The following is a 14,276-nucleotide window of genomic DNA, read 5'->3' as shown; positions in this document are numbered from 1 at the left end:
TTGAAGGCCCACTCTCCCGCGCGCGCGGGGAGAATTCCTCGAAACCAGTTTCAAAGACGCTGCCCTAACGGATAGGGAGACTGGCGCCATCGATTTGTTGCGCCCGGTGGTGCAACGGGCCGGCGGCCACTCCTCGTCATGACCGTCGGCCATCTTTCCTTTGGAGGTGGCGCGTGGCAGCAGTCGATCAACCTGGTGGAGGCAAGGCGCTCCCGATTGTCGGGGGGACGCTGGCCACAATGCTGGCCTTGGCCTTGGGTCTTGTTCAGCCGTGGGAAGGCTACTCAGCCAAGCCCTACCGGGATGTGATCGGCAAGATGACCGTTTGCCACGGCCACACCGGGCTGGTCGAACAGCGCACCTACACCACGCAGGAATGCCAGAAGCTGCTGGAATCTGATCTTGGCACTGCCTGGCAGACGGTGCAGCGCTGCATTGATGTCCCCATGACGGACTACCAGGCGGCCGCGCTGACTTCATTCGCGTTCAATGTTGGGCCAGGTGGCGCTGGAGTGAAGGACGGGTTGTGCACGCTGCGTAATGGCAGTCAGCCTCGCATTCGCCAGTACGCCAATCAGGGGCGCTGGGACCTGGCCTGCGCACAGCTGAGCCTGTGGGTTAACGCTGGAGGCAAGCCGTACCGTGGGCTGCAGCGCCGCCGTGCCGCCGAGCGCGCCATGTGCGAGGGGCGCGCCGCATGATCCGCGCAATGTCGGCCGCCCTGGGCCTGCTGGTGCTCCTGCTCCTGGTCGCTATCGCAGCCGCGCTGCTTTATCGCGGCCAAGCGATCAGTGCCCACGCAGATGCCGAGACCGCCCGAAGTCTCTCAGAAGGGCTACAGGCCCGGCTTGAAGATGAGCGGGGTGCCAGGGCCATCGAACAGGCTGGTGCACGCACGATGGCTCGCATCGGCACTCAACACGAAGAGGACCGTCAAGATGCACAAGCCCTGCCTGCGCGCGTTGTGGCTGATATCGATTCTGGGGTGCTGCGGTTGCGTCGCCAGTGGGCCGCTTGTGAGACCGCCCGTCTGTCCACAGCCTCCGCTGCCACCGTCGAACGTGATGCGTTCGCCGAATTACGAAGAAAGGATCAGGGCGATCTTGTTCGAGTCGGACGCGACGCCAACGACCAGGTCCGTGCCTGCCAAGGCACCGTCCGAAGCCTCACCAACGCAGCCGCCCCCCCAGTTGGAACCGAACCATGATCGTTGAGGTGCAACCCATCTACCTGGTCTGGTTCGCAGGCATCGGGCTGACGCTGGTCGGTGCATTGTTTGCAGGCGGCCGCTGGCTTGTCGCCCAGCTCCAGCAGCGCACCGATGCGCAGATGGCCATTCTGATCAATGACAGCAACCAATGGCGCAAGGTCGAAAGCGACCTGACCAATGTCCGGCTGGAACTGGCCGAGAAATACGTGCGCCGCGAAGACTTCGTCCGCAGTCAAAGCGTGATTGAAGCCAAGCTCGATGCGGTGGCCACGGAGATCAAGCACATGCATATCAAGGGGAACCAACCGTGAGTCACGGAAATAATGGCATCGACATGGACAAGCTGCGCCGCGAGCAGCTGCGTTGGCTGATGCTGCTGGTGCTCAACCGCGCGCGCCCGTATCCGATGGCCGAATCGGTCCTGGTCGGGGCCGCGCAGGATATGTATCCGGACGCCACCGGCTTGGAGGTGCGCCGCGAACTGGACTACCTGGGCGGGCGTCGGCTCATCCAAATCACCAAATCGCCCTCCGGCCCCTGGTCGGCCGAGCTGATGCGCTATGGCGTGGACATCGTGGAGTACAGCATCGACTGCGGCCCTGGCATTGCCCGCCCGCCCAAGTATTGGTGATCGCATGCCCCCCGTGAGCAAGATTGACCTGTTGCCGGCGGACTTGCGCGCCGAGCTGGACCGCCGACTGGTGGCCAACGCCTTTGGTGGCAGCGTGCCGCTGTCCGAATGGCTGGCCGAACAGGGCTTTGAGATCAGCAAGACGACGGTCAACGAGCGCGCCAAGAAGCTCAAGCGCCGCCTGGCAGCGATCAGCGCCAGCACCGAGGCGATGAAGATGGTGGCCGCCACGGCACCGGATAACGCGGTGGATCGGGGCAGCGCGATCATCGGCCTGGTGCAGACGGATCTGTTCGAAGCGCTTCTGGAGTTCCAGGAGGCGGCCGAGCAGGACTCCGATGAGATCTCGCCGGCACAGCGCATCGCGCTGTACGCCAAGACCGCCAAGAGTATTTCCGAGCTGACGCGCGCGGCCATCATCCGCGAAAAGTGGGCCGGTGATGTGCGCGAGAAGACCTTGTTGGAAGCGGCCAAGCGCGTCGAATCGGCAGCGATTGCCCGTGGCTTGTCCGCAGGCGACGCGAGTTTCTGGCGCAAGACGGTCCTGATGGGAGTGAAGTAGATGGGTGTGCCTGCACCCTTGGCAGATACTGAGCGAGTCCTGGACTGGGATGAGTTGCCTGAGAGCGTGCGCAGCGTGGCGGAAGACTTCGACCCGGGCGCGGTCGGCGTGCTGATGGCCCATCAGTCCGAGTGGATCCGCATGCAGCAGGATCTGGACATCGCGGTGTGCGAGAAGGGCCGCCGCACCGGCATCACCTTCGCTCAGGCCCTCACCGATACGGTCACCGCCGCTACCGCCAAGGATGCCGGCGGCGACAACGTCTGGTACATGGCTGACACCCGGGAGAAGGGCCTGGAGTTCATTGGCTACGTGGCCAAGTTCGCGCCCATCATCGCCCGCGGCCAAGCCACTCGCATCGAGCAACACATCTTTCACGACCAGCTGCCCGACGGCACCAGCCGCCAGATCCAGGCATTCCGCGTTCGTTTCGCCAGCGGCTACCGCATCACCGCGCTGTCTTCGCGGCCGGAGAACATCCACGGCCTGCAGGGCGTGGTCGATATTGACGAAGCGGCGCTCCATCGGGACGTGGCCAAGGTGCTTGAATCGGCCACCGCACTGCTGATTTGGGGCGGTCGCATCCGCGTTTGGTCCACCCATCGCGGCAAGAAGAACCCGTTCAACCAGCTTGTCCAAGACGTTCAGGCCGGGCGCTATGGCAAGCGTGCCGGCGTCATTCGCATCACATTCGATGATGCGGTGGCCAATGGCCTGTATGAGCGCGTGTGCGCCATGCGCGGTGTGCCGGCCACACCCCACGGCAAGAGGGACTGGTACACCGGCATCCGCTCGGCCTACGGCCCGCGCAAGGGCGCAATGCGCGAAGAACTGGACGTCATCCCCCGCGACGGCGATGGCTCGGCTATCCCCTCAGTGTGGATCGAACGGGCCATGCCCGAGATCCGACCGGTGCTGCGCATCGTGTTCGATGATGATTTCCCCAAGCGCTCGGAGAAGGAGCGCGAGATCTGGTGTGCCTCCTGGATCGCGATCACCCTGGTGCCGGCGATGAAGCAAGCGTCAGAGGGCGCCAGCGGTCGCTGGGCGGTGGGCATGGACTTCGCACGCCATCGCCACTTCTCGGTGATCGTGCCGGCAAAGATCAGCCAGGATCTACGCCGCGACGTGCCTTTCCTGATCGAGCTGGCCAACGCACCCACCCGCCAACAGGAGCAGATCTTGTGGGCACTGTTGGACTATCTGAACAACTGGACCTTCGCCGGTGATGCCACCGGCCCAGGCCAGACCCTGATGGAATACACCGGTGACAGGTACGGCCGCGCCGAGCTGAACAAGGAGACCGGGCGGTATGACGGCGGCCCGGTCCATGAGGTAACCCTGTCGCGGCCCTGGTACGGCGAGTGGATGAACAAGTACATCGCACTCTTCGAAGACGGCTACATCACCCTGCCCAGGGACGCCTCGCTGGAGGATGACCATCGCGCTGTGGAGTTCGTCGACGGCATCCCGATGGTGCCCAAGCTGGAGCGCAAGGACATGAAGGACGCCGAGCTGGTCCGTCATGGTGACGGTGCGATCGCGGGTGCCTTGATGCAGTTCGCGGCTTTGAACCACGTGGCCCACGTGCCGGTTGAATTTCAGTCCACTGGCCAGCGTGCCTACATCGGGGACGGCCACGCAGATGGCGTATCGGCCGCCATGACCGACCAGGGCTTCGGAACCGTGACCGGCGGCAATGATTTTGGAGGATTCGTATGACCACCCCACACCCCGAGATTGGCCGCGAGATCGCCACCACCGCCGATGGCATCGACATCACCCGTGGCTATACCGGGCCGCTGCTGCTGCCCTTCGATAGTGTGCTGCGCAATCGCGGTGGCTATGACCTGCAGATCTATGAGCAGGTGCTGTCCGACCCGGAGGTCAAAACCACCTTCGGGTCACGCCAGGATTCGGTGGTGGCCTGCGAATGGCAGGTGGAACCCGGTGGCGAGAAGCGCATCGACCGCCAGGCCGCCGAGTACCTGAAAGAGCAGCTGCACAATGTCGGCTGGGACAACGTCACTCGCAAGATGCTCTTCGGGGTGTTCTACGGCTACGCCCCGGCCGAAATCCTCTACAAGGTCGACGGCAGTCGCATCGGCCTGCAAGCCATCAAGGTGCGCAATCGGCGCCGCTTCCGCTTCGGCAAAGAGGGCGACCTCCGGCTGCTGACCCAGTCGCAGATGACCGAAGGCGTGCCGGCGACCGCACCGTACTTCTGGAACTACTGCTGCGGCGCCGATCACGACGATGAGCCCTATGGCCTGGGCTTGGCACACTGGCTGTATTGGCCGGTGCTGTTCAAGCGAAACGGGCTGAAGTTCTGGCTGATCTTCCTGGAGAAGTTCGGCATGCCCACAGCGGTGGGCAAGTACGAGGCCGACGCCACCGACGCCGAGCGCAGAAAACTGCTGCAAGCCACCCGCGCCATCCAGACTGACAGCGGCATCATCATGCCCAAGGGCATGGAGCTGACGCTGCTGGAAGCCGGGCGTAGCGGCACCGCCGATTACAAGGCGATGCAGGATTACATGGACGCCACCATCCAGAAGGTCGTGCTTGGACAGACCGCCAGCACCCAGGGAACACCAGGAAAGCTCGGCAACGACCAGCTGCAGCGGGAGGTGCGTGCGGACATCATCAAGGCCGATGCGGACATGGTGTGCGAATCCTTCACCAACGGGCCGGCTCGCTGGCTCACCGAGTGGAACTTCCCAGGTGCCGCCATCCCGCGCGTGTTCCGCGTCACGGAAGAGCCCGCCGACCTCGACGCTATGGCCAGCCGCGACGAGAAGTTGCTGCGCCTGGGCTACCGCCCCAGATCGGTCTACATCGACCAGACCTACGGCCCCAACTACGAGCCGGTGCAGCCTCCTGCAGAGCCGGCCACGCCGCCGACAGCTCTGGACGGGCCGCAGTTTGCAGATGCACGCCATACCGTGTTCAACCTGTTGCGGCGACACTACCCAGCGTCCTTTGCCGATGGCGGCCGTGCACCGCCAGACCCGTCGGCACCGCTGGCAAGCCAGCTCGATCGCCGCTTGACGCCGGTTGGTAGCGGCTGGGTGGAGCAAGTGCGCGGGCTTGTGGATGAGGTGGACTCGCTGGAAGCGCTGCGTGATCGTCTGTTCGAGCTGCATCCGGACATGGGCCTGGACGACTATGCCGCCGCGATGGCCGATGCGCTCACTGCCGCGACGCTGGCCGGTCGGTTCGACGTCCAGGGCAGCGGAACCTGATCGATGGCCAGCATCGGCTACGGCCAATTACCCTTCCAGGAGCAGATTGAGTTCTTCCGTCGCAAGGCGAACGTGCTCACCGAAAGCTATCTGGACGTATGGGGTGCGCAACACGACACCAGCTTCATGGTGGCCGGTGCCAATCGTGATGCACTGCTGGCCGACTTCCAGCAGGTGATCGAGCGGGCCATCACCGAGGGCCGGACGCTGGAGCAGTTCCGCGCTGACTTCGACCGGATCGTGGCCACGCATGGCTGGGACTACAACGGCGGCCGCAACTGGCGGTCGCGGATCATCTACGAAACCAACTTGCGCCAAAGCTACAACGCCGGCCGCTGGGCCCAACTGCAGGAGCTGATCAAGGTCCGCCCGTTCTGGCGCTACAACCACAACGATGCCGTGGAGCATCCGCGCGAGCTGCACGTGTCCTGGAACGGGATGGTGCTGCGTCACGATGATCCGTGGTGGCGCTGGCACTTCCCGGCCAATGGCTACGGTTGCCAGTGCTACGTCGATGCGCTGAATGAGCGCGACCTGCGTCGGCTGGGCAAGGACGGCCCCGATCAGGCACCACCGACGGAGATGCGTCCGGTGCTGATCGGGCAGCGCAGCCCGGGCGGCCCAAGAGAGGTACTGACCCCGGCCGGCGTCGACCCGGGGTTTGGCTATGCGCCTGGGGCCAGTGCAGAGCACTGGCCAAGCGGTCGCGGCGGCCCGGTCACACCACCGTCGCTTGCCGGCCAGCTCGATACTGCCCTGCAGAGCGCCTTGGAAACCACGACCCGGTTGCCCGCTACGCCTGCGGCGACCAGTGCCGCGCAGAGCCTGGCCCTGCCTCGCGCAGCCAATGCCCTGCAGGCGGGGTATTCACGATGGACGGCCGCCATCGATTCCGGTGTCAGCCACCCCGCACGCTTCCTGGTGGGCGCGGTGTCTCCGCAGCTGGTGCCGCGCGTTCTGCAGGCGGGCCTGCAGCCAGCGACCGCCGCGATCCAGGTATTGGCCGGGCAACTGCCGGCAGCTGCACCCGGCGCAGTGGCCCTTGCTATCGCCGAGCTGCCAGCTCGCATGGCGAGCCCGCTGGCCGTGCTGCTGGACGTGATCGCCGGTCACCTGCGCTACGTTCTGGCCACCGGCCGGCGCCAGCGCCTGGTCATCGACGTGGCCGTGTCCAACAGTGGTGCCAATACGGTGCTTGCGCAGTCGCGGGTGGTAGGGACGGCCGAGCTCGAACGCGAACTGGCCAACGGCACGTTGCAGCTGCTGCAGGGGAAGCTCTGATGGCGAACATCGAAATCACCAAAGACACCGCCAGCCCCGGTATCGCCAAGGCCGTCCGCACCATGCGTGCCGACGGACTGCGGCTGATGCTTTCAGACATTGGCGAGTACCTGCTCCGCGCGACCCGAGATCGTGCCGCCCGTCAGGTAGCGCCAGATGGATCGCCCTGGGCGCCGTTGTCGCCGTCCTACAAGAAATACAAGGACCGTAAGCGTCCCGGCGTGCCGATGCTGAAGTTCGACTTCCACATGCTCGGTGACCAGCTGGCGCATCAGGTTGTGGGCGACACGCTCTTCGTTGGAACAAATGCGCCTTACGGCGCCATCCATCAGTTCGGCGGGCAGATCAATCGGCCTGCCAGATCCACGCAGGCTTACTTCCGCCAGGACCGCAGCGGTGAGGTCGGGAATCGTTTCGTCCCGCGCAAACAATCCAACTTCGCCCAGTGGGTCACTGTGCCTGCGTACCAGTACAACATGACGGCACGTCCCTGGCTGGGCCTGTCGCTCGATGACGAGCGCGAAATCGTTGCGATCGCCTCTGATCACCTGGCTGGTCTGTTTTCCGAGTGACCGCGTAGAACCGCGCGAGCGGGCCGCAGTGCTCTGTCCGCCACACGCACACGTGCATCGGGGTCGGGAAGTGTCTGACAGCACGCTATGGGCGATTGCTGGCCGCTGACGAGCTGCAGGTACGGTGGGAGGCGCACCGCTCGCGCGCGCGAGCTTGGGAAACCTAGAAACCAGTTTCAAAGACGGTGGGCGGCAAGCCGGGAAAACTGGCGCCATGAACAAGCCCACCGCCGCACTGCAGATCTTCAAAGCCGGCACCCATGTTGCCGAGGACGGCCGCACGCTGACCTTCAGCGAAGCGGACGTGCAGCAGATCGCCGACAGCTATGACATTGCGCTACACGAGGCGCCCATCGTCGTTGGCCACCCCAAGACTGATGACCCGGCCTATGGCTGGGGCAAGGCGCTGTCATCGCGCGATGGCCTGCTGTTCGCCGAACCGCACGAAGTCGATGCCACCTTTGCCGAGATGGTCAATGCCGGGCGCTTCAAGAAAATCAGTGCCTCGATCTTCCTGCCCGATACGCCGGGCAATCCGACCCCAGGCAAGTTCTACCTGCGCCACATTGGCTTCCTCGGGGCCCAGCCGCCGGCCATCAAGGGCCTGAAGTCGGCCTCCTTCTCCGACGCTGGGGAAAGCGCGTGCTTCGCAATGTCGCTGACCTCGCTCGGCTGGAACCTGACCGACCTGTTTCAACGCTTCCGCGACTGGCTGATCGACAAGGAGGGCCTGGAGGCCGCTGACCAGGTCATCCCGCAGTGGCAAATCCGCTCGATCGAACAAGCCACACGCGACGACGACGCGCCCAGGAACTCCCTCAGCTATTCCGAAAGCAATCCGCTTGCCCACCAGCAGCAGATCCACCTCGCCAATGTCATCACTGCGGTGACCACAAACCGTGACCAGATCCGACCGGAGAACGATCCCATGTCCCAAGAAAAAGACACCGCCCAGTTCGCCGAGCGCAAGCAAGTGCTCGACCAGCAGGCTACCAACCTGGATGCGCGCGAGAAGGCCCTTGCCGATCGTGAAAAGGCCGCCCGCCGCCAGGACGCTGCCGCCTTCGCGGAAGTTCTGGTGACCGATGGCAAGGTGCTGCCGCGTAACAAGGCCGCCATCGTGGAGCTGCTGCTCGCGCTGCCGGCCGGCGCCGAACCGCTGAACTTCGCCGAGGGCGATGGTCAGGTCAGCAAACCGGCGGACCAGGTCCTGCGCGAACTGCTGACGGGCCTGCCCAAGGCGGTCGATTTCGCCGAGAAATCGGGTGGTGGCGAGCCCGCCGGTGTTGCCAACTTCAGTTCGCCCCCTGGCACGCAGGTCGACGCCGGCCGCGCCGATCTTTTCACCAAGGCCAAGGCCTACCAGCTGCAGCACCCCAGCGCGACCTGGGCCGCTGCTGTCGCTGCGGTCGGCGGCTGATCCACTTCCCCAGGAGCCAACCATGTCCCAGAACATTTCCCTGCTGACCCTCTCCGTGCTGGCCACCGCCGTGTTGACGGCCAACCGTTTCGTCTCGCCCACCGGTGGTGTGGCCAGCGCGGCGGGCAATTCGGTCGGCGTCTCCCGTTCCAACGCAGCTATTGGCGAACTTGCGCCGGTGGACGTCCTGGGCACCACCCAGGTGACCGCAGGCGGTGCGATCGCTGCTGGCGCTGCTATCGAAGTCGGCGCTGATGGCAAGGCCGTCACCGCCACTGCCGGCAAGGTCGTCGCCCGCGCTGTGCCTGGTGCCGTTGCCGCCGCTGGCGACGTGCTCGAAGTGATCCTCATCCCGAACTGACCGGCAACCGCCGCAGGAGATTTACATGTCCGCACAGATGACCCCCGGCCAGATTCGCGTGGTCGATCCCATCCTCTCCGAGCATGCCCGTGGCTATCGCCAGGCGCAGCTGGTGGCCACTTCGCTGTTCCCGTTCGCCGATGTTGGCGCTTACGGTGGGCAGGCGATCGAGTTCGGCAAGGAGTCCTTCAAGGTCTACAGCTCCAAGCGCGCGCCCGGCTCTGCCACCAAGCGCATCCGCTTCGGCTACGAGGGCAAGCCCTACACGATCATCCCCAGCGCCCTGGAAGCGGTCGTGCCGCGTGAGCACATGCGCGATGCCAGCCAGGTGCCTGGCATCAACCTGGGCAGCCGCGCGGTGAACACGGTGCTGCGATCGCTCGCGCTGGAATACGAAGTGGAAAGCGCCAAGCTCGCCACCAGCGCCGCCAACTACGACAACGATCACAAGGTCGCGCTGACCGGTCCCGATATTTGGTCCAACGGCGCTTCGAACCCGGCGGAGGACGTGGAGGAAGGCAAGGAAGCGGTGCGCAGCAGTATCGGTCTGTACCCCAACACCATGTTGCTATCGGCCAAGGCGTTCAAGAACCTCAAGCAGCACCCGAAGCTGGTTGACCGTTCCGCCAATACCGGTATTCGCAAGGTGACCCTGGATCTTCTCCGCCAGATCTTCGAGGTCGAGAACATCGTGGTGGGCGGCGGGGTCGTCGCTGGTACGAATGATGTGTTCAGCGATGTCTGGGGCACGTCGGCCGTGCTGGCCTATGTCAGCCCCGGCGCGGATGTGAACGCCAATATCGAAGAGCCGAGCTACGGCTACGGCTACCGCATCGAAGGCATGCCCCTGGTCGAGGTTCCGTACTGGGACCCGAACGCCAAGAGCTGGATCTACGGCGTCAGCAATGATGCCACCCCGGTGCTTGCAGGCATGGCAGGCGGCTACCTGATCCAGGGTGCGGGTGACTGATCGAACGGCCGGCGATGGAACGCCGGCATTTTCGCCGCCCGTATCGAACTCACAGCGGGGCGGCGAAGAGGTGAACGCGGACCTTGGCAGTGCGGAGCACAGCCGAATCATGCGTGACAGCCGGAGAGACGGCATTACCCACCAGGAGAACGTCCGTGGCCAAGCGCCAGAGCACCACCACCGTCGTACCCGACAAGACACCAACGCCGGATCCTGTAGCTCAGGACCCCAGTGCGCTGGGTGTGGCTGCCCAGCAAGATGCTGGCGTGGGTGATCCCGCCTCGGCGGAACAACTGACTGCGGCACCGCAGAATTCTGCCCCGCCGCGCGATGACCTGCAGGCTGGCGAACAGCTGGTCGCCACCGCCGAATCCATCGGTCAGGCGGACTCCGATTCTGCTAACCAGGTCACCCAGCAGATGATGCTGGCCGATGGCGCGGATGTCGCCGCCTTGGCAAACCCCACTCCGAGCTGGCTGCTGCCCACGGCATTGTTCGAAGTGCTGACGCCGTTCAAGTTCCGCGGTCATGTCGTGAAGCCGCCGGCCTGGATCGAGTTGCCGATCGAGGAAGCCCCGCTGTACCAGGCCGCTGGTGTCCTGGGCGATGAACCCGGCGAGCTGCCGGACGATACCGAGTAGGCCCGCCGCATGTATTGCACTCCCACCCATCTGGCTGCAGCCAAGCTCGCCCGCGAGCTGGCGCAGGTCGCTACGCCGGAGCGGCATCGGATTGTCGCTGACGATCTGATGGAAGCCACCCTGCGCAGCGAGGATCGCAGTCAGTTCGACCCGGACGACATCCTGGTGGCCGATGAGGCCTTGGCTGTCATCGCCACCGCGCTGGTCGATGCCGATGGCGTGATCGATGGCTACCTGGTCATGCGTAAGCCGGTCGCCTACAAGGTGCCGCTGAACCCGGTACCGGGAATTGTGTCGACCTGGGCACGTTGGATCGCCAGGTATCTGCTGCACAAGGATCGTGTCAACACCCAGGAACGTACCGACCCGGTGGTCCGCGACTACCAGCAAGCCATCGAGTTCCTGGAACTGACCCGGGACGGCAAGTTCAGCCTGGGCATGGATGACCCGCTGCCGCCAGCAGGCGGTGGTTCGCCGGAATGGTGTGCCCCCGATCGCCAGTTCAGTGGCCACACGTTGCGGGATTACGGCGAATGAGCGCGGCCCCGTTCGATGTTCGCGTGGTCCAGGACCGCCTGCGCACGTCGGTGAAGGCGCTGCGCAGTGTCGAAGGCTCGGCCGACTTCCAGTCGATCACCAGCCTGCAGGACTTCCCAGCACCCTGCGCCTATGTGGTGCTGGCCCGTGAGAAAGGCCAGCCCAACGAACCGGGCCACGCCCCGCGCGGCCAGATGGCGGAGGTGCGCCAGATCATGGTGGTGACCTTTGCGGTGGTGCTGGCGGTGCGCAACTACCGCGAGCAGCGCGGGGCCCAGGTCGCTGACGACCTCAGTTCAATGCTCAGCGCCACCCGTGGCGTGCTGATTGGGTGGGTGCCCGACGTGCGTGGTGCTCGTGCCTGCCAGCTCCTGCAGGGCGATATCCAGGACTACGACGCCGGCACCGCGCTGTGGGCCGACGTCTACCAAACCCAACACTCCATCGGAGGAGCTAAGACGTGAGCGAAAAGCCGGACCCCAAGCTGGTTGAGGTCACCCTCAACGCCAACCACACCCATGCCGGTACCGCATATGCGGTCGGCGCCAAGATCAAGGTGACCGAACCGGAGCGCGACTGGCTTGTCGCTCAGGAAATCGTCGCCGCCACGAAGGAGAAGTAATCATGAGCGGTACGCTATTTTCCCTGCAGGGCTACATCCGCCTCGGTGAGGTCGACGCCGCCGGCAAGATCGGCAAGATGCGCTGGGTCGGCAACGTCCCGGAGGCCACGCTGGAGCTGTCCACCAGCAATACCGACAAGAACGAATCGTTCTCGGGCAAGCGCTTGCAGATCGGTCGTCTCGCCACCGGCACCACTGCCGCCCTGAACCTCACCCTGGACTACTGGTCTTCCGCCAATCTGGCGCTGGGGTTCCAGGCGTCGCTGGCCGATATCACGGCTTCCACCGTGACCGGTGAGGTGTTCCCCGCAGCACTCGTGGCCGGCGACCAGATCCGCTTGGACCATCCGTTTGCCAGCGCGCTGGTGCTCACCGACAGCGCCACGACCCCGGCCACGGTCCCGCCGGCAAACTACGAGCTGGTCGGCCACGGCAAGAACATCGTGGAGATGAAGAACGTCGGCTCCCTGCAGCAACCGTTCAAGGCTGCCTACAGCTACGCGGCGGCCGAGAACATCGTGCTGTTCTCGGCGCCCGGCAAGGTGGTGTTCCTGCAGTTCGACGGGATCAACACCGAAACCGAAGAGCCAGTGATCATCGACCTGTGGCGCACGCGCTTCGATCCGGTCAGCTCGCTGGGGCTGATCAACCAGGAGTACGGCAACCTGGCGTTGAGCGCAGCTGTCCTGTACGACACCACCCGCGCAGCTGATGCGGCCCTGGGCGGTTTCGGTCGCATGTTGCAGAAGAAGGCTGCCGGCTGATGGCCCGTAAGGTCGACCGCACCAAGAAGCCGGGGGCGCCCAAGTCGGGCGTCCCCGATGACCTGGACGTTCTGCATCCCGAGCGATCCACCGTGATCGCCGGCCGGGAAATCATGGTCCGCGAGTATGGGTTTATCGAGGGGGCGCGGCTGGCGCCGAAGATCAAGCCCCTCACCGATGACCTGCACGTACTGATCGCCGACGCAGATGTGCCGCCTGGCTTCGATGCCATCAGCGAGGTGCTGGCCAGCCACATCGAGGTCGTCCTGGAGTTGATCGCGATCGCGGCGAACGTAGAGCCCGAATGGGTGACCGGGCTGAACGACCAGGACGGTGATTTTCTGGCGCTGCTCTGGTGGCAGGCCAATGCCAGTTTTTTTATCCGCCGCGTGTTGCGCAAGGCCGCGCAGGAAAAAGTGGCCAGGTCGTTGGCTGGGGCCGGGTTTACGCAACCCTCATCCGCGCTGGATACGGGCGAGGCCCGGCCGATATCGGACGACTCACCCAGCGGCAGCTGATGCTCTTCCTGAAGGAAGAGGACAACCGGGAACGGCGCGCCAGGCGTAGCCGACTGGTCGATATCAACGCCGCCTTCGCAGGCGGCGACCCAGCAAAAAAGCTGCTCAAAGACTTGGAGTAACCGCCCGTGGCTCGCAACAACGGCAATCTGGAACTTGCACTCAAGATCCGTGCGGATCTTGACCAGGCAGCCGGCGCTCTGCAGACGGTGGAATCTGGCCTTTCCGGTGTAGAGAAGTCAGCCAAGGGCGCATCCACAGCACTTTCCGGTGTCAGCAAGGACGCCAAGAGCATCGCCGATGTCGGCAAGGCGGCCAACGACGCCGCCACTGGCCTGCAGCGAGAGGGTGAAACGGCCGAGCAGGCCGCCGCCCGCATTCGCCAGGTGGTGCAGGCCTCGGTCGCCTACCAGCGCGCTCTACAGGACCAGCTGGCCGCCAGTCGGGCGGCGGGCGATGCCGATTCCAGTCGCGCTGCTGCCACCGCCGAGCAGGCGCAGGCCTCGCGCCAGGCGGTTCAGGCGGCCTACGCATCGCAGGCGGCCACCACCACGCAGATCCAGTCCATCTCAGAACTGCAGCAGCGCGTCGAGCGCGGCGCACGCTCCTTCGAAGACCTGGCCGAGACCGAGCAGCTGCTCGATCGCACCGTGCGCGCTGGTCTGGTATCGACCGAGGAACAGGCTGAAATCTTCGGCAAGTTGGATAAGCAGGAAAAACAGCTGCTCGCGGGCAAAGAGCAGATGGTGGCCGCGCGAACCAAGGAAGAACGCCAGGTGCAGCAACTGTTGCGCGCCTACGATCCAGCCCATGCGGCGCTGGTCAAGCTCGATGCCGATGAGGCCAAGCTCAAGAAATCTGTTGACGCCGGCACGCTCTCGCGCGAGGCGTACAACCGCGCAATGGTGGGCATCAGCAGCCAGCGCACCCACTGGAAAGAGG

General features: G+C 64.7%; 19 protein-coding genes and 1 pseudogene. All 20 read left to right on the top strand.

The genetic code is table 11. The annotated features are described in order from the left end of the window. Positions 1-173 precede the first annotated feature (173 nt). A complete protein-coding gene (locus tag ACREPD_RS19475) occupies positions 174-701 on the top strand; it encodes a lysozyme (protein WP_431600837.1) in 528 nt (175 codons plus the stop codon). 8 nt (positions 702-709) lie between these two features. After that, on the top strand, positions 710-1,207 hold the full coding sequence (locus tag ACREPD_RS19470) for a lysis system i-spanin subunit Rz (RefSeq protein WP_431600836.1): 498 nt from the start codon (positions 710-712) through the stop codon (positions 1,205-1,207). Further along, positions 1,204-1,521, top strand: coding sequence for a hypothetical protein (locus tag ACREPD_RS19465; RefSeq protein ID WP_431600835.1), 318 nt, complete (start codon positions 1,204-1,206; stop codon positions 1,519-1,521). Before ACREPD_RS19470 ends, ACREPD_RS19465 begins: the two co-directional genes overlap by 4 nt. Then, positions 1,518-1,841, top strand: coding sequence for a hypothetical protein (locus ACREPD_RS19460; RefSeq protein ID WP_431600834.1), 324 nt, complete (start codon positions 1,518-1,520; stop codon positions 1,839-1,841). The genes ACREPD_RS19465 and ACREPD_RS19460 overlap by 4 nt, the downstream gene beginning before the upstream one ends. A gap of 13 nt (positions 1,842-1,854) precedes the next feature. Next, positions 1,855-2,403 carry a phage protein Gp27 family protein gene (locus tag ACREPD_RS19455; RefSeq protein WP_431600833.1) on the top strand — a complete coding sequence of 183 codons (549 nt, stop codon included), beginning with the start codon at positions 1,855-1,857 and terminating at the stop codon, positions 2,401-2,403. Positions 2,404-2,421: 18 nt separating this feature from the next. Next, positions 2,422-4,125, top strand: a complete 1,704-nt coding sequence (locus ACREPD_RS19450; RefSeq protein ID WP_431600832.1) for a hypothetical protein — start codon at positions 2,422-2,424, stop codon at positions 4,123-4,125. Then, on the top strand, positions 4,122-5,648 hold the full coding sequence (locus ACREPD_RS19445; RefSeq protein ID WP_431600831.1) for a DUF935 domain-containing protein: 1,527 nt from the start codon (positions 4,122-4,124) through the stop codon (positions 5,646-5,648). Before ACREPD_RS19450 ends, ACREPD_RS19445 begins: the two co-directional genes overlap by 4 nt. Before the next feature lie 3 nt (positions 5,649-5,651). After that, a complete protein-coding gene (locus ACREPD_RS19440) occupies positions 5,652-6,929 on the top strand; it encodes a phage minor head protein (protein WP_431600830.1) in 1,278 nt (425 codons plus the stop codon). Then, positions 6,929-7,501: a phage virion morphogenesis protein gene (locus tag ACREPD_RS19435; protein WP_431600829.1), complete on the top strand. Its 573-nt coding sequence runs from the start codon at positions 6,929-6,931 to the stop codon at positions 7,499-7,501. Before ACREPD_RS19440 ends, ACREPD_RS19435 begins: the two co-directional genes overlap by 1 nt. A gap of 214 nt (positions 7,502-7,715) precedes the next feature. After that, positions 7,716-8,921 (top strand): hypothetical protein, encoded by a 1,206-nt coding sequence (locus tag ACREPD_RS19430; protein WP_431600828.1) that lies wholly within the window; start codon positions 7,716-7,718, stop codon positions 8,919-8,921. A 22-nt stretch (positions 8,922-8,943) separates the two neighbouring features. Next, a complete protein-coding gene (locus tag ACREPD_RS19425; protein WP_431600827.1) occupies positions 8,944-9,282 on the top strand; it encodes a capsid cement protein in 339 nt (112 codons plus the stop codon). 25 nt (positions 9,283-9,307) lie between these two features. Continuing rightward, positions 9,308-10,252 (top strand): hypothetical protein, encoded by a 945-nt coding sequence (locus ACREPD_RS19420; RefSeq protein WP_431600826.1) that lies wholly within the window; start codon positions 9,308-9,310, stop codon positions 10,250-10,252. 155 nt (positions 10,253-10,407) lie between these two features. After that, entirely contained in the window at positions 10,408-10,893 is a 486-nt protein-coding gene (locus tag ACREPD_RS19415; protein WP_431600825.1) for a hypothetical protein, read from the top strand. Positions 10,894-10,902: 9 nt separating this feature from the next. Then, positions 10,903-11,430, top strand: coding sequence for a gp436 family protein (locus tag ACREPD_RS19410; protein ID WP_431600824.1), 528 nt, complete (start codon positions 10,903-10,905; stop codon positions 11,428-11,430). Further along, a complete protein-coding gene (locus ACREPD_RS19405; protein WP_431600823.1) occupies positions 11,427-11,894 on the top strand; it encodes a phage tail terminator protein in 468 nt (155 codons plus the stop codon). Before ACREPD_RS19410 ends, ACREPD_RS19405 begins: the two co-directional genes overlap by 4 nt. After that, positions 11,891-12,052, top strand: a complete 162-nt coding sequence (locus ACREPD_RS19400) for a DUF7210 family protein (protein ID WP_431600822.1) — start codon at positions 11,891-11,893, stop codon at positions 12,050-12,052. The genes ACREPD_RS19405 and ACREPD_RS19400 overlap by 4 nt, the downstream gene beginning before the upstream one ends. A 2-nt stretch (positions 12,053-12,054) precedes the next feature. Next, entirely contained in the window at positions 12,055-12,816 is a 762-nt protein-coding gene (locus ACREPD_RS19395; RefSeq protein WP_431600821.1) for a hypothetical protein, read from the top strand. Further along, a complete protein-coding gene (locus tag ACREPD_RS19390) occupies positions 12,816-13,334 on the top strand; it encodes a DUF6631 family protein (RefSeq protein ID WP_431600820.1) in 519 nt (172 codons plus the stop codon). Before ACREPD_RS19395 ends, ACREPD_RS19390 begins: the two co-directional genes overlap by 1 nt. Then, positions 13,334-13,456 (top strand): hypothetical protein, encoded by a 123-nt coding sequence (locus ACREPD_RS19385; protein ID WP_431600819.1) that lies wholly within the window; start codon positions 13,334-13,336, stop codon positions 13,454-13,456. The genes ACREPD_RS19390 and ACREPD_RS19385 overlap by 1 nt, the downstream gene beginning before the upstream one ends. Positions 13,457-13,462: 6 nt before the next feature. Then, positions 13,463-14,276: pseudogene (locus tag ACREPD_RS19380) on the top strand (hypothetical protein); the annotation flags it as partial.

The organism is Stenotrophomonas sp. (assembly GCF_050737075.1).
Classification (GTDB): Bacteria; Pseudomonadota; Gammaproteobacteria; order Xanthomonadales; family Xanthomonadaceae; genus Stenotrophomonas.
Note: the sequence above shows the minus strand (reverse complement) of the source record. Positions and strands in the feature narration are given on the sequence as shown.